Source organism: Pseudomonas izuensis (genome assembly GCF_002356535.2).
GTDB lineage: Bacteria > Pseudomonadota > Gammaproteobacteria > Pseudomonadales > Pseudomonadaceae > Aquipseudomonas > Aquipseudomonas izuensis.
In genome coordinates this window covers 503,136-526,630 of the sequence record NZ_AP017423.2, presented here as the reverse complement: position 1 = coordinate 526,630, position 23,495 = coordinate 503,136, and the positions used below count along the sequence as shown (strand labels likewise).

Here is a 23,495-nt window from a genome sequence, read left to right as displayed (position 1 = left end):
TGGAAAAAAACCGCATTCTACCCACATTCAGTGACCATCGGGCACCGTGAGCGCTTTGCCGGCCTAGGGCCTGTCGCTATACTGCGCGTCAACTTCACGGACAAAAGAGCCGAGCTCAAGTGAACCGGCCCACGCCAGTAAAAACCGATAACTTCTTTCTGCTGATCTTCCGTGCACTGCGCCATCGCCGTGTACCGATTGCATTGCGCATCGCCAGCCATAACGTGATCCTGGTCGCCCTGGCCCTGGTGATCTATGCCGGTGTGATGGGTTTGCAGTTCAAGCAGGCCATGCACGAGCAGGCGGATGCGCTGGGTGAAAGCCTGACCACACAGACCGCGACCTCAGCCACCGAACTGCTGGTGTCCAACGACATCCTCAGCCTCAACGTGCTGCTCAACAACCTGACCAAGAACAAGCTGGTGGCCCACGCCGCCATCTACAGCATGGATAACCGCATCCTTGCCGAAGCGGGTCAGCGTCCCAAGCACGGCTTGCTGGGCGAGGCCGAAGGCATCTATCAGAGCAAGATCACCTTCCAGGACGTGACCGCCGGCCAGTTGCGCATCAGCCTGGACATGGACCAGTTCCAGCAGCCAATGACCATCAGCCTGCAGAGCATGGGCATCCTGAGTGCGATTCTGCTGGCGCTGTCCCTGGCCTTGAGCCTGCGCCTGGGCCGGCACATCACTACGCCACTCCTGCAATTGCGGGTATGGCTGCGCCGCATCGACGAGCACACCCCGGGCATCGAGCGCCAGGACGAGATCGGCGACCTGGCGCGCCAGTTGCACGCCGACTTCGCGCCGGAACCGGCCGAACCCGAGCCCGTGCCGGAACCCGAGTTCGACGACGATGACGAAGCTGCCGAGCCGGGTTTCGAAGTGCGTAACCTGCGCGATCCGAGCTTTGATGAAAGCCGCCCGATGCCCGCGATGAAGGCTGCCCCACGACGCGCTGTCAGTACCGTCGAAGACGATGACGAAGATGCATTCGCGGACCTGCTCGACGATGCGCCAGACAGCGCCTCGAAACCGCTGGCCAAACCCGTGGCACCCAGCGCTCCTGTGCACAGCGCCGTACTCGCCGTACAGCTGGGTTCCCAGGAGCAACTACGTCGCCTGCCCCGTGCACGCCTGGAAGAACTGCTCAAACGCTACCGCGACTGCCTCGACCAGGCCGCCTCGCTCTACCAGAGCGAACTGCACACACTCAATGATGGCAGCACGCTGATGCTGTTCCATACCGAAGACAGCGGCGATGACTACCTGACCAACGCTATCTGCTGCGGCGAACTGCTGAGGGCATTAGGCCATCAGTTGCAGATCGAAGTCGCCGACAGCGGCATTACCCTGCAATTGCAACTGGGCCTGACCCTGGGCGACGAGTTGTTCGGCCTGAGCCAGATCGACCTGCTGCTGACCGACCCCGCCCAGGACGCCCTGGCACTGTCGCAACACAGCCGCAACCTGCTGCTGGTGGAGCGCAAGATCAGTGACGATGCGCTGATCCGCCAACGTGCACGTATCAGGCCGATTGCCAGCCCTGAAGGCGCGTGCTGCGTAGAGCGCTTGATGGAGCCTTACCCGTCAATGCTGGAGCGGCAACTGGCGCGGATGCATGAGCGTCGGTCGTAACCACCTTGTTATGAAAAAGCCCGCACACGAGTGATCGTCTGCGGGCTTTTTGTTGCCTGTTCTGACCTCATCGCGGGCAAGCCTTGCTCCCACAGGTTCTGTGTCGTTCATTTGACATGAGTGCGACACAAAACCTGCGGGAGCAAGGCTTACCCGCGATGAGGCCATCAGCAGCACTGAAAACTCCATCCTGCAGGAACAACAAGGCCCGCATCAATGCGGGCCTTGTTCTGTACCAGTCCGGGCTTAGAAGCGAAACACTTCCATATCCGTGCGAATCGGCGCAGCCATCGGGATCTTCGGCTGCTTTTCAGCCTCTGCCGCAGGCGCCACAGGTTTCGCTGCCGGCTTTTTTGGGACCTCGGCAATCGGTGGCTGGTTGGCCAGTGGCTTGAGCGCGGTCGACAGCTGTTCGGCAAGTTTCTGCAACAACGCTCCCTGAGCCTGAACCTGGGCAGCCGTGGAGCCTGTGTGCTGTTCTTGCAGATGAATGATGCGGTTGTCGCGCACTTGGCCACGGCGGTCGATCAGGCGCCATTGCGCATCGAGGATCGCCGGTTGCTTCTCACCCGAGTCAAGACGGGTGATGGTCAGCAATACCTGAACATCCGGTGTGAAGCCAACGGTGGCCGGCGCCAGCACCACGCGCTGGCTATCCAGGTGGCCGGCGACCTGACGCAGCAACAGCTGATCGATATCCGAGGACAGGCTACCGGCCCAACGACCGTCGGACGAGGCTTGCAGGCTGCCATCAGGCTGACGCTGCAACAGGGTTTCGCGCTGCAGATAGTCAGCAACGGTTACCGGGCCCAGCAAAACTGCCATGCCCGCGCTTTGCGCAGGCGGAACGGGACTTCCACTGTCCAGTTGATACAGCGACACCGGCTGGTGAACGCTGCAACCTGCCAGGCCAAGAACGCCGGCAAGCATCAAAATAAAAGGAAGGCGCAGAGCAGTCATCGTCCCATCCAGGTGATCGCCACAAGGCTGATCACAGTGAAAATACTCAATAAATATGAAGAACGCTCGGCCACGCCGGCGCTTGAAAGGCCATATCATCCGTGAATATGCGTTCCGACTCCAGTGCGAATGCGCCGATCTACGCGTTAAATCGTAGATCGGGCGCTCTAGGACGCCTAATTGAGGTTTTCGACGAGCAGTGCATCTACCCTCTGGAAGCCACGTGGCAACTTGTTACCACGACGCCCACGCTCACCCTTGTAGTGTTCGAGGTCGTCTGCTTTCAGTGACAAGGTACGTTTTCCAGCCTGAAGCACCAATGTGGCGCCATCCGGGATGACGGCAATGTCCGTGACATATTCTTCGCGACTGGCCACACGCTCTCCGGAGATCCCGATGATCTTGTTGCCTTTGCCTTTACCTAATTGTGGCAGATCGCTGATCTTGAAGATCAACAGGCGACCTTCGGTGGTGACCGAAGCCAGCCAGTTGTGCTCTCGATCAACCACCGGACGCGGCAGGATCACCTTGGCGTTGTTCGGCAGGCTCAACAGCGCCTTGCCCGCCTTGTTCTTGGCCTGCAGGTCTTCACCCTTGACCACGAAACCGTAACCGGCGTCGGAGGCGATGACGTACAACGCATCGTCTTCTGGCATCAGCACGCATTCGAAGCTCGCGCCCGGCGGCGGTGTCAGGCGGCCGGTCAGCGGCTCGCCCTGGCCTCGGGCCGATGGCAATGTATGCGCCGCCACCGAATAGCTGCGGCCGGTGGAGTCGATGAATACCGCAAACTGGTTGGAACGCCCGGCCGCCAGGGCCTTGAAACCGTCCCCTGCCTTATAGGAAAGCCCGGTAGCGTCGATCTCGTGCCCCTTGGCGGAACGAACCCAGCCTTTTTCCGACAAGACAACAGTCACTTTCTCGTTCGGCAGCAGATCGTGTTCGGTCAGCGCCTTGGCTTCAGCGCGCTCGACGATTGGCGAGCGACGGTCATCGCCGTAGGTTTCGGCGTCCTTGATCAATTCGGAGCGCACCAGCTTTTTCAGCTTGGCTTCGCTGGCGAGCAAGGCTTGCAGCTTGGCTTGTTCTTTGAGCAGCTCGTCTTGTTCGGCACGCAGCTTCATCTCTTCCAGGCGCGCCAACTGACGCAAGCGAGTATCGAGGATGTAGTCGGCCTGGATTTCGCTGAGGGCGAAACGCTCGATCAGCGCGGCTTTGGGATGTTCCTCGGTACGGATGATATGAATCACTTCATCCAGGTTGAGGTAGGCAATCAGCAAGCCGTCCAACAGATGCAGGCGACGCTCGACCTTGTCGAGGCGGAATTGCAGGCGGCGACGTACGGTCTGCACGCGGAATTCCAGCCACTCGACCAGTAAGGCCCGCAGGTTCTTCAGCTGCGGCTTGCCGTCCAGGCCGATGATGTTGACGTTGACCCGGTAGCTCGACTCCAGCTCCGTGCTGGCGAACAGGTGCTGCATCAGCGCATCGTGGTCAAAGTTCTTGCGTGCGCCCGGAATGATCACGATCCGGCACGGGTTTTCGTGGTCCGATTCATCGCGCAGATCGGCGATTTGCGGTGCCTTGGATGGCTTGGCCTGCATCATCGCGGCGATCTGTTCCAGCACCTTGGCCCCGGACACCTGATGCGGCAGCGCGGTAACAATGATGTCGCCGTCTTCGATGTGATACACGGCACGCATGCGCACCGAACCGCGACCGGTTTCGTAGATTTTCAGCAGGTCGGCGCGCGGCGTGATGATTTCCGCCTCGGTCGGGTAGTCCGGGCCCTGGATATGTTCGCAGAGCTGTTCGACCGTGGCCTTGGGCTCATCGAGCAAACGCACGCACGCGCTCGCGACCTCGCGCAAGTTGTGCGGCGGTACGTCGGTGGCCATGCCCACGGCGATACCCGTGGTGCCGTTGAGGAGGATATTCGGCAAACGTGCTGGCAATACCAGCGGTTCGTCGAGAGTGCCGTCGAAGTTCGGTCCCCAGTCCGCAGTACCCTGGCCCAGTTCGCTGAGCAGTACTTCCGAATAACGCGACAGGCGCGCTTCGGTGTATCGCATGGCGGCGAAGGATTTGGGATCGTCCGGCGCACCCCAGTTGCCCTGGCCGTCCACCAGCGTGTAGCGGTAGCTGAATGGCTGGGCCATCAACACCATGGCTTCGTAGCAGGCCGAGTCGCCATGGGGGTGAAATTTACCCAGCACGTCACCGACGGTACGCGCCGATTTCTTGTGCTTGGAGTCGGCGTCCAGCCCCAACTCGCTCATCGCGTAAATGATGCGCCGCTGTACGGGCTTCAAGCCGTCGCCGATGTGCGGCAGGGCGCGGTCCATGATCACGTACATGGAGTAGTTGAGGTAGGCATTTTCGGTGAAGTCAGCCAGCGATCGGCGTTCTACGCCATCTAAGCTGTCTGCAAGGATGTCGCTCATGCGGGCCTCATCGGTTCGTTGTCTGGCGCAGCAGCATGGTGCCACCGCGCTGGGTAAATTCAAGTTTGTTCAGTGCGCTCATACCGAGCAGCACCTGATCGCCATGCAGGCCGGGCGCCACCAGTGCGCGGACGTCCCGCAGTACGATGTCGCCCAGTTGCAGGCGTTCGATACGGGTGCGATAGCCCTGGCTCAGGCCATTGGCCGTGCTCAGGGTCACACCGAAACCTTCTTCGAGCTTCAAGCGTTCAGCCAGTTGCGCCGGGATCGCCACATCGGTCGCCCCGGTGTCGAGCATGAAGTCCACCGGCTGCCCGTTGATCAGGCCGCTGGCGACAAAATGCCCTTGGGCATTGCCGAGCAGTTTCACTTCGACGAAGCCTTCGCCCTGCTGTGAACTGACCACGGCGTTGGGATTTTGCTGCCGTTGTTCCCATTGACCAAAAAAACGCGTCGCCAGAAACAGCGCAGCGCACCAGGCCAGCACCATCAACACCCGACCCGCACGCTTGCCTGGCGTTTGCCGGCTCACGGCTTGGCGCCCCAGCCACCGTCAGGTGCAGCAAAGCGCCAGACGATCGGACGTACCTCGCCATCGGCGCGGGCGCCGTTGTTGTTGTCGACGCCGATCCAGGCGCCCTCGGCGTCCACCACCAGCGCTTCTGCCAGTCCAAAGGGTTGTGGATAACGACGATTTTCCTGCAAAGCCTCATCCGCGAACGACCAGCAGCGCTCGACCTTGGCCGTCACCGCATCGCGCCGGCAAATTTGGTAGACATTGCGCTCCAGTGTGAACAACTTGCCGTTGAACAGTGCCAGATCGGCGAAATCCCGTGGTCTCGCCCTGGCGCCAGGAAATTGTGCCGGTTGCATTTCCATGCCCGCTTCGCTCAGCAACACACAACCGCCGTCACAGTCCCAGACTGTTTGCTTGCGCTTGATCATCAGCAGACCGCGACCCTCGCGCTCAGCTGCCAGCCATAGCTGATCACCGGCCGGATTGATCGCCAGGCCTTCAAACACTGCATTGAAATGCAAAAGCAGGCCGCTGGCCCTTGCTTCGCGTACCAGCAGTGGAGAAATTTTCAACCACGATGCAGGGCCGGCAGGCGGGATTTGCAGCACCGCCGCGTGGGCCTCGCTGACAACGTAGCGGTTGCCAGCGTTGTCGCAGGTGATGCCTTCGAAATCCAGGTCACCGCCACGGATGAACGATGCCGCCCAGACCCGAACGCGTATGCCCCATGGCAATCCACTGTCTGGCACTGGAGGAACGTCGATCCCCACCGCTTGCGCGCGCCAAGTGCCATCGCCGGTTTCGAGGCGGTAGATTTGGTCATCGTCGCGGTCGGAAACCGTCCACAACTCCTTGCCGCACTGGGCCAACCCGGACAGGTTGCCACCGCGCATGCCATCGACGGCATGCTCGGACAACATCCGCAACTGCGGGATCGGCTCGGCGGACACCGTGATCGAGGTCAGCAGCAACGCACACGCCAGGGCAAAGCCCAGACGCATCAGCCCAGTACCTCGGCCAGGTTGCCCTTGGACTCCAGCCAGGTCTTGCGGTCGCCGGCGCGTTTTTTCGCCAGCAGCATGTCCATGATTTCCGACGTTGCTTCGAAATCATCCAGCGTCAGTTGCACCAACCGTCGGGTGTTTGGGTCCATGGTGGTTTCACGCAGCTGCGGCGGGTTCATTTCACCCAGGCCTTTGAATCGTGTGACCTGCGGCTTGCCGCGTTTCTTCTCGGCCACCAGGCGATCGAGGATCCCGTCGCGCTCGGCTTCATCCAGGGCATAGTAGATCTCTTTGCCGAGGTCGATGCGGTACAGCGGCGGCATGGCGACATAAACGTGACCGGCATCGACCAGTGCACGGAAATGCTGGACGAACAGGGCACAGAGCAAGGTTGCAATGTGCAGACCGTCGGAGTCGGCGTCGGCGAGGATGCAGATCTTGCCGTAGCGCAACTGGCTCATATCCGCAGCACCCGGATCGACACCGATCGCCACGGCAATGTTGTGCACTTCCTGACTGGCCAGCACTTCGCTGCCGTCGACTTCCCAGGTATTGAGGATCTTGCCGCGCAACGGCAGGATCGCCTGGAACTCTTTATCCCGCGCCTGCTTGGCCGAGCCGCCGGCGGAGTCACCTTCGACCAGGAACAGCTCGGAGCGCATAGGGTCCTGCCCGGCGCAATCGGCAAGCTTGCCCGGCAACGCCGGCCCCTGGGTAATGCGCTTGCGCTCGACCTTCTTGCTGGCCTTCAAACGCCGGCCGGCGTTGTTGATCGCCAGTTCGGCCAGCAGCAGGCCGGTTTCAGGATTGGCGTTGAGCCACAGGCTGAAGGCATCCTTGACCACACCGGAGACGAACGCCGCCGCCTCGCGGGACGACAGGCGCTCCTTGGTCTGGCCGGAGAATTGCGGCTCCTGCATCTTCATCGACAGCACGAAGGCGACACGCTCCCAGACGTCTTCCGGCGCCAGCTTCACACCGCGCGGCAACAGGCTGCGGAATTCGCAGAATTCGCGCATGGCGTCGAGCAATCCCTGACGCAGGCCGTTGACGTGAGTACCGCCCTGGGCGGTCGGGATCAGGTTGACGTAGCTTTCCTGCACCGCGTCGCCACCTTCCGGCAGCCACAGCAGCGCCCAGTCCACCGCTTCCTTGTTACCGGCCAGGCTGCCGCAGAACGGTTCGTCCGGCAGACGCTCGAACTCGCTGACGGCGTCGACCAGATAGGAGCGCAAGCCGTCTTCGTAATGCCACTCGACTTTCTCGCCGGTGGCCTTGTCTTCAAAACTGACCAGCAGCCCCGGGCACAATACGGCCTTGGCCTTGAGCACGTGCTTGAGGCGGCTGATGGAGAATTTCGGTGAATCAAAGTACTTCGGGTCCGGGGCAAAGAACACGCTGGTGCCGGTGTTGCGCTTGCCAACCGTACCGACGATTTCCAGCTCGGTGGCCTTGTAACCATCCTTGAAGGTCATCTGGTATTCGTTGCCGTCACGCTTTACGCGAACCCGGACTTCAGTCGACAGGGCGTTAACCACGGAAATACCCACCCCGTGCAGACCGCCGGAGAACTGGTAGTTCTTGTTGGAAAACTTGCCACCGGCATGAAGCTTGGTAAGGATCAGTTCGACGCCCGAAACGCCTTCTTCGGGGTGAATGTCCACCGGCATGCCGCGGCCATCATCGCTGACTTCCAGCGAGTGATCGGCGTGCAGGATGACCTGCACCGATTTGGCATGCCCCGCCAAGGCTTCGTCGACGCTGTTGTCGATGACTTCCTGGGCCAGGTGGTTCGGCCGGCTGGTGTCGGTGTACATGCCGGGGCGCTTGCGCACCGGGTCGAGGCCCGAGAGGACTTCGATGGCGTCGGCGTTATAAGAGCTAGCGCTGGGAGTGGCCATGGGGTCTCGTCGTCCTTCAGTGAAAAGCTGTTCAGTAAAAAGGTTCAGTACAAAGGGGCCATGCGGCCCTGAAATCAGAGCGCCGCGAAATCAATCGCCTGATACACATCTGCGCCAATGCCGGCAAAGCTCAGCATGGCGGGAAGCTGTGTGGCGAACCCTTGATATCCATGGTCGCCACCGGCCTGGATACGCAAGGCGCAAGCCCGGTAATACTGCTGGGCGAGGCGATAGTCCAGCGTTTCGTCCCCGGTCTGCAACCACACCTGATAGCGATGCGGGTCCTGTGGCGCCGGCACTTCCAGCTCGGCCAGGGCCGTCACGTGGTCGTGGGTCAGCTCCCAGGTCTCATCGGTATACAGGTTTTTCTGCGTTCCCAGAAATCCGTCGAACATCCGGTGCGGGCTGACGGCAGGGTTGATCAACAGGGCTTTCAGGCCATGGCGCTCAGCCAAGTGAGTCGCATAGTAGCCGCCGAGCGAGCTGCCGACCAGTAATGGCCGACCGAGCCCGGCAATCGCCTGTTCCAGCTGACCGATGGCCTCACGGGGGTGGTGATGCAAAGCGGGCACCCGCAGATGCTCGCTCAAGCCCAGCCGCTCCATCACTTCGCTCAACTGAGTGGCCTTTTGCGATGCAGGCGCACTGTTGAAACCGTGGATATAAAGGATCGAGCCGGACATTGGAACTCCCTGAACGTCGAGTAAAGAGACGGAGTTTACAGGGACTTTGTCGCATTGGGTGCCGATGAAATGCGATCCCTGTAGGAGCTGGCTTGCCAGCGAAGGCGGATTTTCAAACAAGATTGATGGTGAACGTGACGACCTCTTCGCTGGCAAGCCAGCTCCTACAAAGCTGTGTCAGTAGCCGTTGGAGCCGTAATCGACCTGGAAGTCGAACCCGGTGACGCGCTCCACGCCGGTTTCGAGCCGGCCATCGGGCAACAGCCGCAGCCAGCGATACCCCGGCGCCTGCTCGCCGACCTTGAAATCGTCGCTGCCCGGCTCGAACTGAATGCAGGTCGAAGGCGAAGCCATCAGACGCACATCGTTACGCATTTGATCGATTTCCTGGTGCACATGCCCCCAAAGCACTGCGCGCACCTGTGGAAAACGATCCAGTACCGCAAACAATGCTTCAGGATTGCGCAGCCCGATAGGCTCCATCCACGCACAGCCGATCGACACCGGGTGATGGTGAAAACACACCAGGTGATGCCGCTCAGGCGCCTCGCTCAAGGAGCGGGCCAGCAACTGCAACTGCTCGTCCTCCAAATACCCCGGTACCGAGCCCGGCACCGCCGAATCGAGCAGCGTGACCCGCCAGTTGCCGATATCCACTACCGGTTCCAGCAATGCACTTTGCACCGCGGCTTCGGCCATGATCCGCGGCTCGTCGTGATTACCGGGAATCCAGCGTGTCGGCGCGTCAAGCTGTCGGGTCAGCTCTCGAAACTGTTGATAGGACTCCAGCGTACCGTCCTGGGACAGATCCCCGGTCGCCAGAATCAGATCGATACGGGGTTGCTGCGCGCGTACCCGTTCGATGACTTTTTGCAGGCTGTCGCGGGTATTCATGCCCAGCAGCGTGCCGTCTGCCTCTGCAAACAGGTGGCTGTCGGACAGTTGCACCAGCAGCGCCGGATCGGCGGTGGTCAATGCGGATACGCTCGACAAGTCGTTCTCCCAGGGCGCGATCACGAGAATGAAGGAATGGCGCAATTATGCTGGGGGATGCTCGAAAGGGGAAATCGGCGAACCTGACGCAGTTCACAACTAACGTACGACTTCGTACTCATGCCCCAGCGCCAGGCAATGGCTCAGCCATTCGCCCAGAAACATGTTCAGCTGGGCTTTTTCGTCGGGCTGGTGCATCGAGGCGTTCGGGTAAGGATAGATCCCGCGAAAGCGTCGTGCATGCTCGGCACTGACCACTTCGGCCATGCAGGCATCGTGATAGACCTGAACTTCCAGTTGAGGCACCGGCAGCCAGGGCAGGCTGTGTTCCTGGCGCACTTGCAGGGTCGTGGTGTACGGACAGACTTGCAGCACCTCCAGCGCCAGCACGCCTAGCATTTGCTCGCCGTGGGTCACGGCGATGCGCCGCGCCGCCGGCTCGCTGCGCATGTCCGGCAGCAGTCGCATCAGGCGCGCGTAGTTCGCCTCGCAGGACGCTTGCAGCCCCACCAGATCCACCCGATAGCGATCGCGCAGCTTGTTTACGACCATAACCCCCTCACTTCAACGCGATTCAAAGCCAGCCACTGCAAGGCAATGATGCTGGCCGCGTTGGAAATACGTCCGTCGCGTACGGCTTGCAGGGCATCTTCAAAAGCCCACACCGTGACGCGGATATCTTCTGCCTCTTCCTCCAGCCCATGCAGGCCGCCGACCCCGGTTGTCTCGCAACGCCCCAGGTACAAATGCACGAACTCATTACTGCCGCCCGGCGATGGAAAATACTTGGTCATCGGCCATAGCGCCCCGAATACAAGCCCAGCTTCCTCCTGCCCTTCGCGGTGAGCAACTTCTTCCGGCACTTCTTCCCTATCGATCAGACCAGCGACCAGTTCGATCAGCCACGGATTGTCGGTCTTGCCCATGGCGCCCACGCGAAACTGCTCGATCAACACCACTTCGTCGCGCTGCGGATCGTAGGGCAGCACACACACTGCATCGTGACGGACAAACAATTCACGATGGATTTCACGACTCATGCCCCCGGCGAACAATTCGTGACGCAAGTGCAAACGATCGAGCTTGTAGAAGCCCTCGAAACACTTTTCGCGCCGAACGATATCGATAGCGGTCGGAATGGCGTTGGCAAAATCGGTCATGACAATCCTCGTTACTTCACATCCGTTACGAGGCTCCAGCCTCGACTTCGCGCCATCCTAACGCGCCCGTGACGTTTGATGCAGCCCCTTTCCCGTCAGCGGGATAGACGGTGAGGACGAAACCCACTCTAATTAGCTTAGTGGCGAACTGACTGCTCCGTTGAGAGTCGAAGCGGGTAACTTTTTGCCTTTCCCTGTTTTATGAAGGACACCCATGTCGCTTTTTAAAATCGCTTCCATGGCCGCCATCGCCCTGACCCTGGGTGCCTGCCAGAGCCTGTTCCAGCCCAACTATCGAGCTCCGCTGGAAACCACCCGCGACGCTTCCGAACAGCTCAAGCCTGGCTGCACGGACCAGGATTGCCCGCTGGTGAATATCGACACCGTGCACTTCCCCGCCGAGCCTGCGCTTGACGGCATCATCGAAAAACGCCTGCTGCAAATGACCCGCACCTCGCCCGACACCCCGGCGGCGCCGACGCTGGCGGCCTATCGAGAGCAGTTCTTGCGCAACGCGGGCCCGCGCAATAGCAGCTACTTGCAAGCGAAGGTACGTGAACAGCATGACGGCTTGGTGATTGTGGAGTTGTCCAGCTACCTGGACACCGGCGGTGCCCATGGCACGCCGGGTCGAGGCTTCATCAACTATTCACGCCAACAGCATAAGGTGCTGACGCTGTCGGACATGCTGGTGCCGGGCCAGGAAGACGCTTTCTGGAAAGCGGCGCAGGTGGCGCACAACAGTTGGCTGATCAGCACCAAGCTCGATCAGGAACCGGAGTTCGTGAAGAGCTGGCCATTCCAGAAAACCCAGAACGTGGCGCTGACCTACGGTGGGGTGATCCTCAAGTACGAAACCAGCAGCATTGCGCCTTACGCGCTGGGCCATGTCGAACTGAAGATCCCCTACCCTCGCCTGAACGGCATCCTCAAGCCCGAGCTGTTTCCCGGCCGTAACTGAAGGCCCGACCCAACACCAGCTGTAGCAGCCCTGCCAGGACCAGTGCCGGCAGGGTGGCGCCGACATCCGGATACAGGTTGGCCAACAGATGATAGGTGCTGATCCCGCCCAGCCAGGCAAGCAGTGCCGGCCAGCGCAGTGCAGCTGAGGCAACCTGGCCACTGCGCTTGCGCAAGATGAAGTGATCCACCAGCACCACGCCGAACAGCGGCGCGAACACCGAACCGATCAACAACAGGAAGTTCTGGTACTGAGCCAGGGGTGCCAGCAAGGCGATCAGGGTGCAGACCACACCGATGGCCAGGGCCAGGTGCTCGACCTTCAAGCGCAACAGAATCCCGCTGGAGACTGCCGCCGAGTGAATATCGGCAAAGGCGTTTTCCGATTCATCCAGCAAAATCAGCAGCAGCGGAATCCCCAGCCCGGCACCCGCCAGCGCCAACAGCAAGGCATTGACTTCACCGCTCGGCGCAAACGCCAGGGTGTAGGCCACGCCCAGGCTCATCAACCAGAAATTACCGATGAAGAAGCCGATCGCGGTGCCACCGAAGACGTTTTTCGCGCGCTTGCCGAAACGCGAGTAGTCGGCGATCAGCGGCAACCACGACAGCGGCATGGCAATGGCAATGTCAAAACCCACGGCGAACGGCATCGAACCGTCACCGGCTTGCGCCCATAACGCCGCGAGATCAGCCTTGGCGAACAGGTTCCAGGTCAGCCAGGTGCAAGCGGCCAGCAACAGCCAGATGCCCCACTTGCGCAGGATCTGCCGCACGAAGGTCAGCGGGCCGCTGACGGCCAGCAGGGTCGCCAGTGCGCCGAAGAACAGCGTCCACAGCACCGGATTGGACAACAGACTGCCTTCGCTGAAAGCGCGGGCGCCGAGCAGACTGGCGGCATCGCGCATGACGATGATTTCGAACGAGCCCCAACCGATCAATTGCAGCAGGTTCAGCACCGCCGGCAGACTCGCGCCCCTGGCACCAAGGCTGAGCTTGAGCGCGGCCATCGACGACAGGCCGGTGTCGCTGCCGATCACGCCGACCGAAGCCAGCAGCAGGACGCCGACCAGCGTACCGAGGAAAATCGCCAGCAACGAGCCGGACAGGCCAAGACCGGGTGCGAGCAAGGCACCGGTCTGCAGGACCATCAGGCCGATGCCGAGGGAAAACCACAGGGAAAACAGATCACGGCCGCCGAACACACGTTTGTCGGTCGGCACCGCGATATCGGGGGAGTAAGTGCTGGGTTGAATGCTCAAGGGTGTTATCTCAGAGGAACATTTGTTGTTGTGTTGATCGCCTTCGCGAGCAGGCTCGCTCCCACATTGGTTTGCGTCATTCACAAATCCCCTGTGGGAGCGAGCCTGCTCGCGAAGACGGCGGTGCAGGCACCGCCGAACTCACGTCAGATCAAACTTTCTGGTACAGCTGACTGCCTTCCTGCTTGAAGCGCTCGGCCTGTTCGGCCATGCCCTGGGCGACGTCCACGTCGACCGCTTCGATCCGTTGGTTGGCCGCGTATTCGCGCACTTCCTGGGTGATTTTCATCGAGCAGAATTTCGGCCCGCACATGGAGCAGAAGTGCGCGACCTTGGCCGAATCCTTCGGCAGGGTTTCATCGTGATACGAGCGAGCGGTGTCCGGATCGAGGCCCAGGTTGAACTGGTCTTCCCAACGGAACTCGAAGCGCGCCTTGCTCAGGGCATTGTCGCGGATCTGCGCGCCCGGATGCCCCTTCGCCAGATCGGCGGCATGCGCGGCGATCTTGTAGGTGATGATCCCGGTCTTCACGTCATCCTTGTTCGGCAGGCCCAGGTGCTCCTTCGGCGTCACATAGCAGAGCATGGCGCAGCCAAACCAGCCGATCATCGCTGCACCGATACCGGAGGTGATGTGGTCGTAGCCTGGCGCGATGTCGGTGGTCAGCGGGCCGAGGGTGTAGAACGGCGCCTCGTCGCAGCATTCCAGCTGCTTGTCCATGTTCTCCTTGATCAATTGCATCGGCACATGGCCAGGGCCTTCGATCATGCACTGCACGTCGTGTTTCCAGGCAATCTTGGTCAGCTCGCCGAGGGTTTCCAGCTCGCCAAACTGCGCTTCGTCGTTGGCGTCGGCAATCGACCCCGGACGCAGGCCATCGCCCAGCGAGAAGCTGACGTCGTAGGCCTTCATGATTTCGCAGATATCTTCGAAATGCGTGTAGAGGAAGTTCTCTTTGTGATGCGCCAGGCACCACTTGGCCATGATCGAGCCGCCACGGGAAACGATGCCCGTCACGCGCTTGGCGGTCATCGGCACGTAGCGCAGCAGCACGCCGGCATGGATGGTGAAGTAGTCGACGCCCTGCTCGGCCTGCTCGATCAACGTGTCACGGAACAGCTCCCATGTCAGGTCTTCGGCAACACCGCCGACTTTTTCCAGGGCCTGATAGATCGGCACCGTACCGATCGGCACTGGCGAGTTGCGGATGATCCACTCGCGGGTTTCGTGAATGTGCTTGCCGGTGGACAGGTCCATGACCGTGTCCGAACCCCAGCGAATACCCCAGGTCAATTTCGCCACTTCTTCTTCGATGGACGAACCCAGTGCGCTGTTGCCGATGTTGCCGTTGATCTTCACCAGGAAGTTACGGCCGATGATCATCGGTTCCAGTTCGGTGTGGTTGATGTTGGCCGGAATGATCGCGCGACCGCGGGCGATCTCGTCACGGACGAATTCGGGGGTGATGATTTTCGGCACGCTGGCGCCGAAGCTGTGGCCGGCGTGTTGCTGGTCCAGCAGGCCGGCGGCGCGGGCCACTTCCAGCTTCATGTTTTCGCGGATGGCGACGTATTCCATCTCGGCGGTAATGATGCCTTTGCGCGCGTAGTGCATCTGGCTGACGTTGGCCCCCTGCTTGGCGCGGCGCGGGTTGTTGACGTGAGCGAAGCGCAACTTGGTCAGCTCCGGATCGGCCAGGAGCTCCTGGCCAAAGTTCGAGCTCAAACCGCTCAGGCGTTCGGTGTCGCCACGGGACTCGATCCAGGGCGAGCGCACGTCAGCCAGGCCTTTGCGCACATCGATGATGACATTGGGGTCGGTGTACGGGCCCGAGGTGTCGTACACCACCACCGGCGCGTTGACTTCACCGCCGAAGTCGGTCGGTGTCACATCCAGGCTGATTTCGCGCATTGGCACGAGGATGTCCGGGCGGGTGCCCTGAACATAGATTTTTTGCGAGCGGGTAAACGGCTGAACCGATTGCTGATCGACCTTGGCCGAGTCACTCAGGTTGGTGGCGATTTTTGCTTTTGTGGTCATCACGGGCTCTCCAGACAGCATCCAGGCAGTGGAATTTTGTCGGAGCGAACCTGTAACGAATGGACGCACGTGAGCTGGGAAAACCAGCCGTGCTGTGCTCAGTGCTCGAGGGGTGTTCGATTGTCGAACAACATCCCGGACGAAGCACAAGAGGACTCGCCGGGTGACGAGAAATCTTGTTCCCTACGCAGGCGCTAACCTGATCAGGTTCAACGGGATCCGAAATTATTCGATCTCAGCCTCATAGCAAGGCACCCCGACAAGAACGTGGCCAGTCTAGACATAACTGGCAAAGAACGCCAACACCGCTGCAAACACCATGATGAATGGCGCAATTACCGGGAACGGCAGGATTGTTGCCGAACGAACGCACCACTACACTCGCAACGGCCATGCTGCACGTTGACGCTGCCTGTGCCGCGCCGTAGCCTTGGCGCTCAAATTATCAGTGTAATTTTCTAGGGATCGCCTCATGCTGCGCAAACTCTCACTGGCCGTTGCCGTGTCTTGTGCGTCCAATGGAATGGCCTGGGCAGCAGAAGCGCCCTTATCGACCAAAACCGACCTGGTCAGCGTCTACCAGGAAGCGGTGGACAATAACGCCGACCTGGCCGCCGCCGTTGCCCAATACGGCGCCCAGAAGGAAGTCGTGCCCCAGGCCCGCGCCGGGTTGCTGCCCAATCTGTCCGGTGGCGCCAATGTAGCCAGCGTGCGCACTGCGGTCGACCAGCCTTCGCTGACCACCAACCGTGATGCCCATTCGTATCAGGCGACTCTGGCCCAGCCACTGTTCCGCGCAGACCGCTGGTTCCAGTTCCAGGCGGCCAAGGATGTGAATGAACAGGCGGCCCTGCAACTCTCGGCAACCGAGCAAAACCTGATCCTGCAAACCGCCAACAGCTATTTCAACGTGCTGCGCAGCCAGGACAACCTGGCCTCGACCAAGGCCGAGGAAGCCGCGTTCAAGCGCCAGCTCGATCAGTCCAACGAACGCTTCGATGTCGGCCTCTCGGACAAGACTGACGTACTGAACTCCCAGGCCAGCTACGACACCGCGCGGGCCAACCGCATCGTTGCGCAGCGTCAGGTGGATGATGCCTTCGAAGCCCTGGTCACCCTGACCAACCGGCGATACAACTCGATCCAGGGTATCAGCCACAATTTGCCGATCCTGCCGCCGGCGCCGAACGACGCCAAGGCCTGGGTCGAAACGGCGGCCAGGCAGAACCTCAATCTGTTGGCCAGCAACTACGCGGTCAGTGCCGCCGAGCAAACTCTCAAGCAACGCAAGGCCGGCCACGCACCGACCCTCGATGCGGTGGCGAAATACGAGAAAGGCGACAACGACGCACTGGGTTTCAGCAACCCGAACAACCTTCCCCAGGCGTATGGCGGCAACGTCGAGCAAACCACCGTGGGCCTGCAACTGAGCATCCCGATCTACAGCGGCGGCCTGATCAATTCCCAGGTGCGTCAGTCGTACGCCCAACTGGACCAGACCGAGCAGCAACGCGAATCCCTGCGTCGGTCGATCGTGGAAAATACCCGCGACCTGCACCGCGCGGTAAACACCGATGTCGAGCAGGTGCAGGCGCGCAAACAATCGATCATTTCCAACCAGAGTGCGGTGGAAGCGACGGAAATCGGCTATCAGGTGGGGACACGAAACATCGTCGACGTGCTGGATGCGCAGCGTTCGCTGTACACCTCGGTGCGTGACTACAACAATACCCGTTACGACTACATCCTCGACAATCTGCGCTTGAAGCAACAGGCCGGTACGTTGAACCCGGGAGACTTGCAGGACCTGGCACGCTGGTTGAAGCCTGACTACAACCCGGACAAGGACTTCCTGCCACCGGACCTGGCCAAGGCGGCGGCTGAACAACTCAAGGCCAGACCCTAAAAGAACCTGTAGGAGCAAAGCTTGCTCGCGATGGCGTCCTTGAGATCGCTATCGCGAGCGAGCTTTGCTCCTATGGGATTTGCGTACACCGCATTGTCGAGGCTTGATGCAAACCCCGTGGGAGCAAGGCTTGCCCGCGATGGCGTCCTCGAGGTCGCCATCGCGAGCAAGCTTTGCTCCCACAGGGTTAACGGTCGATCAACCGTCCTAATCCGTCGAGCAATCGCTGCAATGCGCCCTGATTGGTGCGCATGACCTTCAGCCCGGCCTCCGCCATGCGCTGCGCATCCCTCGGCAACTCAAACAGGCGCTGCACCGCCAACGCCAGGCCTTCCGCGTCTTCCACTTCCTGCAACGCCCCGGCGCTGCGCAGCTGTCCGGCGATTTCGAGGAAGTTGAACAGGTGCGGACCACTGAGCACCGGTTTAGCCAGTGCCGCCGGTTCCAGCAGGTTATGCCCGCCATTGGGCACCAGGCTGCCGCCGACGAACGCGCTGTCAGCCAGGGCATAGAGGAACAGCAACTCGCCCATGGTGTCGCCCAGCAGCACTGAAGTGGCGGCGCTGACCGGCTCGCCGCTGGAGCGACGGACCGTGGCAAACCCCTGCTGCCGGCACAGCTCAAACACCGGATTGAAACGCTCCGGATGGCGCGGCACCAGAATCAGCAAGGTATCGGGATGGCTCGCCAGCAACCGGCGATGGGCCGCGAGCACCACCTCGTCTTCGCCCTCATGGGTGCTGGCGGCGATCCACACCGGGCGATCCTGCGCTTGCCATTGCCCACGCAACTCGGCGGCACGCTGCAACAGTTGCGGGTCGATGGTCAGGTCGAACTTGATCGAGCCGGTGACCTCGACGGTTTCAACCCGCGCGCCCAACTCACGAAAACGCAGGGCTTCAGCCTCGGTCTGCACCGCAAACAGGCTCATCTCGGCGAGCATCGGTCCGGTCAGTTTACCGAAGCGTCCATAGCCCCTGGCCGAGCGCTCGGACAGGCGTGCATTGGCCAGGGCCACGGGAATCCCGCGCTTGGCGCATTGATGGATATGGTTGGGCCACAGTTCGGTTTCCATGATCACCGCCAGTGTTGGCCGGACCCGATCAAGAAAACGCTTTGCCGCGCACGGCAAGTCGTAGGGCAGGTAGCAGTGCTGGATGCGCGGTTCATTAGCAAACAATGCCTGGATACGTTCGGACCCGGTCGGCGTCATGCAGGTCACGGTGATCGGAAGCGCCGGATAACGTTGCAGCAGGGCGCGAATCATCGGCGCGGCAGCAATACTTTCGCCTACCGACACCGCGTGCACCCAGATACCACCGGGCTTCATCGCCGGCATCCCGTAGGAGAAGCGCTCGCCGATACGTTTGGCATAAGCCGGCGCCTTGCGCGCCCGCAGCCACAGCCGAATCGCCACCAATGGCAGCCCCAGGTAAAACAGCGCGGTGTAGAGAGTTCTATTCATGGCGGCGGAGTTTATCGGTTTTTTCGCCGATCGCCTGCAAGTGCACGGCAAAACGTTCCGCCAGCCAGCGCGCCGCCGGCCCCAGTGGCTCATCGCGCCGCCAGACCAGCTCTACCACCAGGGCCGGCGGCGTCCATTCGCTGCTCAGCTCGACCATTTGGCCGTGATAGGTCGGGTACTGCACCACATGCCGCGGTAGCCAGGCCCAACCGAGGCCGCGCACCAGCCATTCAGCCATCACGTAAAAACTGTCGGCTCGCCAGACTTGCGGGCTGGCCGGCTCGCTGCCGGGGTATACGCTGGACTGGGTCGACATCAGCAATTGACGATGCTGCGCCAGCTGCTGGCAATCGACCTGCGTCTGCCCGGCCAACGGATGGTCGATACCGCACACGGTAACCATTTCCACACTGCCGAGTACGCGCCGCTCCAGCGCTTCGGGGATCTGGTCGTGGAAGAACAGCAAGCCCAGGTCGGCACGGCGCTCCACCAGTTTACGTGCGACCTCACCCTGGGCGGCGCTGGTCAATTGCACTTCAAGGCTGGGAAAACGTTCGGCCAGTGCTTCGAAGCTTTCGATGATCGGTTGATAGGGCATCGCCTCATCCTGGGCCAGGCGCAGGCGAGCCTCCTGGCCACGCATCATCGCCAACGCCCGACCATTGAGGCGCTCGCACTGGCGCAGCACTTCACGCGCCTCTTCCAGCAAGGCATTGCCGGCTTCGGTGAGTTTCGGCTGACGGCCGCTGCTGCGGTCGAACAGGCTCACGCCCAGGTCTTCCTCCAGCAGTGCAATCGCACTGCTGACCGCCGATTGCGCCTTGCGCTGGTCCCGTGCCACGGCAGAAAACGAACGTTGTTCCGCGACACTGACAAACAAACGCAACTGCTCCAGATTCCATTGCATGTTCATGGCTCAACCCATCTTCCTGGCAGATAGGTAATGACTTTACCGCATCTGGAGAATCACTAGAATGCCGACCTCAGAGAGCAACACTTCATAGAGGATTGACCCATGACCGCTTACTACTACCTGGCCATAGCCATCTGCGCCGAAGTGATTGCCACTGTTTCGATGAAAGCGGTCAAAGGCCTGAGCACCCCACTGCCACTGCTATTGGTCATTGTCGGTTACGGCATTGCCTTCTGGATGTTGACCCTGGTGGTGCGCAGCGTGCCGGTGGGCGTGGCTTACGCTGTCTGGGCCGGCATGGGGATCGTGATGGTCAGCGTTGCAGCGCTGTTTATCTACGGGCAGAAGCTGGATGTGCCGGCGATGATGGGGATGGCGCTGATCGTTTTGGGTGTCGTAGTGATCCAGCTCTTCTCCAAAACTGCGGGACATTAAGAACCGAACCGCCATCCCCTGTGGGAGCGAGCCTGCTCGCGAAAGCGGTGTGTCAGCGACATTGATATCACCTGACACGCCCCCTTCGCGAGCAGGCTCGCTCCCACAGGTACAACAGCCTCTCCAATCTTTGAGTCTGTATACTGCGCCCTCGTCTTGAACACTGAGGTCGCTGCATGCCATCCGTTATTTCCACCGACGTTTTGATTGTCGGCGCTGGTGTCGCCGGCCTCTGGTTGAATGCGCGCCTGCGCCGCCAAGGCTTTTCGACTGTTTTGGTGGAAAATGCCAGTCTCGGCGGCGGCCAGAGCGTGAAGTCCCAGGGCATCATCCACGGCGGTGCGAAATACGCACTGCACGGCGCCCTGACCGGCGCTTCGGAAGCCATCGCCGACATGCCGCGGCGCTGGCGTGAGGCCCTGGCCGGGGACGGCGAGCTGGACTTGTCCGGTGTGCGCTTGCTGTCCGAAGCCCATTACCTTTGGTCCCCGGGCACGATCGCCGGCAACCTCACCAGCTTCTTCGCCAGCAAAGCCGTGCGCGGTCGCGTCGATCAGGTCAAGGGCGACCAACTGCCGCCCGCGCTGCAAGACAAGCGCTTCAAGGGCAAGGTCTATCGCCTGGCGGAACTGGTGATCGACGTACCGAGCCTGATCCAGCGCCTGGCCGACCTGGCCGGTGACGGCTTGCTTGCCGGACAGAAGATCGAACCGCTGCTGGACGGTGGCGTGCTGGTCGGCCTCAAGGTGGACGACCGCGAGATCCGCGCCCAACGCATCGTCTTGAGCGCGGGCGCCGGGACGGCGGCACTGCTCGAAGCACTGGGCCTGAGCCAGCCGGCCATGCAACGCCGCCCGCTGCACATGATCATCGCCAAGGGCCCTAGTCTCAAACCGCTGTACGCCCACTGCCTGGGCGGCGGCACCAAACCGCGCATTACCGTGACCACCCACCCGGCCGCCGACGGCCAGTGGGTCTGGTATCTGGGCGGCGATATCGCCGAAACCGAAGGTGTTGCCCGTGAGCCCGCCGAGCAAATCGCCACCGCGCAGAAAGAACTTGGCCAATTGTTGCCCTGGATCGACCTGAGCACCGTGCAATGGGCGACCTTGCGCGTGGATCGCGCCGAACCGCTGCAATCAGGGCTTACCCGTCCCGACAACGCATTTCTGGCCGAGGAAGGTCGGCTGCTGGTGGGCTGGCCAACCAAACTGGCATTGGCCCCTGACTTTGCCGACCGGGTAATCGCCAACCTGGCCCGCGATGGCATCCAACCCGGCCCGGCAGTAGCATTGCCACCCCTGCCAAAACCGCCGATGGGCGTCCCTGCCTGGGAGCAACTGCTGCCATGAGCCAGCCCACCCTGCACGACCTGCATCGCCCCTTGGGCAGCACCGGCCTGTTGGTATCTCCCCTGGGCCTGGGCACGGTCAAACTCGGCCGCGATCAAGGGGTGAAATACCCTAATGGCTTCAAGATCCCCGACGATGATGAAGCCCGAATGCTGCTCAAGCTCACGCGCGACCTGGGCATCAACCTGATCGATACCGCTCCGGCCTATGGTCGCAGCGAAGAACGCCTCGGCCCATTGCTGCGCGGACAGCGCCAGGATTGGGTGATTGTCAGCAAGGTCGGCGAAGAGTTTGCCGATGGTCAATCCCGCCACGATTTCACGGCGGCGCACACCCGACTGTCAGTTGAACGCAGCCTGCAACGCCTGGAAACGGACTTCATCGATCTGGTGCTGGTGCACTCCGATGGCAACGATCTGGCGATCCTCAATGACTGCGAGGTCTATGCGACCCTCGCCACGCTCAAGGCCGAAGGCAAGATCCGCGGCTTCGGCTTTTCCGGAAAAACCGTCGAAGGCGGCTTGAAGGCTCTGGAACAGGGTGATTGCGCAATGGTCACCTACAATCTGAACGAACAGACCGAAAAGCCCGTCATTGACTATGCTGCTGCTCACGGCAAAGCCATTCTGGTGAAGAAAGCCCTCGCCAGCGGTCATGTGTGCCTCAGTCCGGGGGTGGACCCGGTGCGCGCCAGTTTCGAGTTGTTGTTCGAACATCCGGGTGTTGCCAGTGCTATTGTCGGGACCATCAATCCGCTGCACCTCGCCCACAATGTCGCGACCGTTGCCCAGGTCCTACGTAGCAACTGATGCCGCCTCACGCGGCCTAAAGCAGGAGCCGACATGCCGCGTACGCTCATAAGAAAGAACCCGAGCAACTTCAAGACCCTACCGTTATTTGTCGAAGCGACTCCCGAAGGCCTCAGTTATCAAAGCGTCGGGAGGCCACTCAATTTTTCCCAGATCCTGCAACGACGCCGGCCGGTGACAGTCGCCGACACCGAGCGGTTCGCCCTGGAGCTGGCCAACCTCGGGGTGTCGGTGCGCCTGACGCTGCATTGGCAGAATCGCGATTACTGGGTATTGGTGCGCCAGCGCCGGCAGGACCGTGGCGACGTGGTGCTCAAGTTGATCTCCGGCTATGTGCCGGCCCATGAATTGAACCTGCCGCTGCACACGGCGATTCAGGAGATCGCCGAGGAATGCCTGCTGGAAACCCCGGAGGGTTGGCTCGGCGGACGCTTCCACGACACCTGGCTACCGGCCCCCTACTCGTCGGCCCTGCACTACCGTGAAGCCCTGCCGTTTCGCCTTACGTCACTGTCCGGTTCGGCACGGCCGGTGCGTTGCGCCAAACTGCCGCTGATCGAACGGCCACGGGCCTATGTGCACCTGCCGACGGCTTCCCTGCAGCTGATTTATGATTTGCGACTGGACGTGCCCAAGGAAGCCAAATCCCTGAGCCTGTTTCATGTCGACGAACGCCTGGAAGGTGATCAACTGGTGGCCCGCCTGGATCGCAAGCGCCCCGATCTGTACTTGATGCCCTTGCAGGATGGTCATCCTTTGGCCGAGCTCTACACCTTGAAGAAGGATCAACTGTACCCGGCAAGCACGCGCGGACTTTACCTGGCCGAAAGTTTTGCCCGGCAGGAGGGGTGGCTGGTGAAGGATGAACGGATTCGCTGGAAGGATTGGGTGAGGCAGCAGGGTTTGACCCCGCCGGGAAAGGATTCGGGCCTGGCGCTGCTACGCGGGAAGGCGAGGCAACTGCTGAAGAAGATCGTGCCGCGTAAGAAGGTCAGCTCCTGAAGGTGTACACATAACCCATTGTAGGAGCTGGCTTGCCAGCGATGGTCGTTA

The 23,495-nt window shown here is 61.1% G+C and carries 20 protein-coding genes and 1 riboswitch; of the genes, 7 read left to right on the top strand and 13 right to left on the bottom strand.

Going from position 1 to position 23,495, the window contains the following annotated elements:
* The first annotated feature begins 119 nt into the window (after positions 1-119).
* On the top strand, positions 120-1,637 hold the full coding sequence (locus LAB08_RS02310) for an AhpA/YtjB family protein (protein ID WP_096513712.1): 1,518 nt from the start codon (positions 120-122) through the stop codon (positions 1,635-1,637).
* Between the two features lie 246 nt (positions 1,638-1,883).
* On the opposite strand, the gene LAB08_RS02305 is transcribed toward LAB08_RS02310, so the two are convergent.
* The 9 genes from LAB08_RS02305 to LAB08_RS02265 form a co-directional block, all read right to left on the bottom strand.
* The gene (locus LAB08_RS02305; protein WP_096513713.1) at positions 1,884-2,597 is read right to left on the bottom strand and encodes a PqiC family protein; all 714 of its coding nucleotides are present in this window, start codon (positions 2,595-2,597) and stop codon (positions 1,884-1,886) included.
* A gap of 176 nt (positions 2,598-2,773) precedes the next feature.
* Complete coding sequence (parC, locus tag LAB08_RS02300; RefSeq protein ID WP_096513714.1) at positions 2,774-5,041, bottom strand: DNA topoisomerase IV subunit A; 2,268 nt, start codon at positions 5,039-5,041, stop codon at positions 2,774-2,776.
* Positions 5,042-5,048: 7 nt separating this feature from the next.
* Positions 5,049-5,573: a retropepsin-like aspartic protease family protein gene (locus LAB08_RS02295; RefSeq protein ID WP_096513715.1), complete on the bottom strand. Its 525-nt coding sequence runs from the start codon at positions 5,571-5,573 to the stop codon at positions 5,049-5,051.
* On the bottom strand, positions 5,570-6,559 hold the full coding sequence (locus LAB08_RS02290; RefSeq protein WP_096513716.1) for an esterase-like activity of phytase family protein: 990 nt from the start codon (positions 6,557-6,559) through the stop codon (positions 5,570-5,572). The genes LAB08_RS02295 and LAB08_RS02290 overlap by 4 nt, the downstream gene beginning before the upstream one ends.
* Positions 6,559-8,463, bottom strand: coding sequence for a DNA topoisomerase IV subunit B (gene parE, locus LAB08_RS02285; protein ID WP_096513717.1), 1,905 nt, complete (start codon positions 8,461-8,463; stop codon positions 6,559-6,561). The genes LAB08_RS02290 and parE overlap by 1 nt, the downstream gene beginning before the upstream one ends.
* Positions 8,464-8,537: 74 nt before the next feature.
* Positions 8,538-9,146 carry a YqiA/YcfP family alpha/beta fold hydrolase gene (locus LAB08_RS02280; protein ID WP_096513718.1) on the bottom strand — a complete coding sequence of 203 codons (609 nt, stop codon included), beginning with the start codon at positions 9,144-9,146 and terminating at the stop codon, positions 8,538-8,540.
* 177 nt (positions 9,147-9,323) lie between these two features.
* A complete protein-coding gene (cpdA, locus tag LAB08_RS02275; protein ID WP_096515585.1) occupies positions 9,324-10,139 on the bottom strand; it encodes a 3',5'-cyclic-AMP phosphodiesterase in 816 nt (271 codons plus the stop codon).
* Positions 10,140-10,238: 99 nt separating this feature from the next.
* Positions 10,239-10,691, bottom strand: a complete 453-nt coding sequence (locus tag LAB08_RS02270; protein ID WP_034148716.1) for a DUF1249 domain-containing protein — start codon at positions 10,689-10,691, stop codon at positions 10,239-10,241.
* A complete protein-coding gene (locus tag LAB08_RS02265) occupies positions 10,682-11,299 on the bottom strand; it encodes an NUDIX domain-containing protein (RefSeq protein ID WP_096513719.1) in 618 nt (205 codons plus the stop codon). Before LAB08_RS02265 ends, LAB08_RS02270 begins: the two co-directional genes overlap by 10 nt.
* A 214-nt stretch (positions 11,300-11,513) precedes the next feature.
* Between LAB08_RS02265 and LAB08_RS02260 the strand changes: the two genes are divergently transcribed.
* Positions 11,514-12,260 carry an RsiV family protein gene (locus tag LAB08_RS02260; protein ID WP_096513720.1) on the top strand — a complete coding sequence of 249 codons (747 nt, stop codon included), beginning with the start codon at positions 11,514-11,516 and terminating at the stop codon, positions 12,258-12,260.
* Here LAB08_RS02260 and cytX read toward each other — a convergent pair.
* Positions 12,229-13,521 carry a putative hydroxymethylpyrimidine transporter CytX gene (cytX, locus tag LAB08_RS02255; RefSeq protein WP_096513721.1) on the bottom strand — a complete coding sequence of 431 codons (1,293 nt, stop codon included), beginning with the start codon at positions 13,519-13,521 and terminating at the stop codon, positions 12,229-12,231. The genes LAB08_RS02260 and cytX overlap by 32 nt on opposite strands.
* A 151-nt stretch (positions 13,522-13,672) precedes the next feature.
* Positions 13,673-15,562: a phosphomethylpyrimidine synthase ThiC gene (thiC, locus tag LAB08_RS02250; protein WP_096513722.1), complete on the bottom strand. Its 1,890-nt coding sequence runs from the start codon at positions 15,560-15,562 to the stop codon at positions 13,673-13,675.
* Positions 15,563-15,725: 163 nt separating this feature from the next.
* Positions 15,726-15,831, bottom strand: a riboswitch (TPP riboswitch).
* Between the two features lie 203 nt (positions 15,832-16,034).
* Between thiC and LAB08_RS02245 the strand changes: the two genes are divergently transcribed.
* The gene (locus tag LAB08_RS02245; RefSeq protein WP_096513723.1) at positions 16,035-17,468 is read left to right on the top strand and encodes a TolC family outer membrane protein; all 1,434 of its coding nucleotides are present in this window, start codon (positions 16,035-16,037) and stop codon (positions 17,466-17,468) included.
* 187 nt (positions 17,469-17,655) lie between these two features.
* On the opposite strand, the gene waaA is transcribed toward LAB08_RS02245, so the two are convergent.
* Positions 17,656-18,933, bottom strand: coding sequence for a lipid IV(A) 3-deoxy-D-manno-octulosonic acid transferase (gene waaA, locus LAB08_RS02240; protein ID WP_096513724.1), 1,278 nt, complete (start codon positions 18,931-18,933; stop codon positions 17,656-17,658).
* A complete protein-coding gene (locus tag LAB08_RS02235; RefSeq protein ID WP_096513725.1) occupies positions 18,926-19,846 on the bottom strand; it encodes a LysR family transcriptional regulator in 921 nt (306 codons plus the stop codon). Before LAB08_RS02235 ends, waaA begins: the two co-directional genes overlap by 8 nt.
* Positions 19,847-19,948: 102 nt before the next feature.
* Here LAB08_RS02235 and LAB08_RS02230 point away from each other — a divergent pair, with 102 nt between their 5' ends.
* The 4 genes from LAB08_RS02230 (at position 19,949) to LAB08_RS02215 (ending at position 23,444) form a co-directional block, all read left to right on the top strand.
* Positions 19,949-20,281, top strand: coding sequence for a DMT family transporter (locus LAB08_RS02230; RefSeq protein WP_096513726.1), 333 nt, complete (start codon positions 19,949-19,951; stop codon positions 20,279-20,281).
* A 176-nt stretch (positions 20,282-20,457) separates the two neighbouring features.
* Complete coding sequence (locus LAB08_RS02225; RefSeq protein WP_096513727.1) at positions 20,458-21,633, top strand: NAD(P)/FAD-dependent oxidoreductase; 1,176 nt, start codon at positions 20,458-20,460, stop codon at positions 21,631-21,633.
* Positions 21,630-22,442 carry an aldo/keto reductase gene (locus tag LAB08_RS02220; protein WP_096513728.1) on the top strand — a complete coding sequence of 271 codons (813 nt, stop codon included), beginning with the start codon at positions 21,630-21,632 and terminating at the stop codon, positions 22,440-22,442. The genes LAB08_RS02225 and LAB08_RS02220 overlap by 4 nt, the downstream gene beginning before the upstream one ends.
* A 33-nt stretch (positions 22,443-22,475) precedes the next feature.
* Positions 22,476-23,444 (top strand): metal ABC transporter ATPase, encoded by a 969-nt coding sequence (locus LAB08_RS02215; protein ID WP_096513729.1) that lies wholly within the window; start codon positions 22,476-22,478, stop codon positions 23,442-23,444.
* Positions 23,445-23,495: the final 51 nt, after the last annotated feature.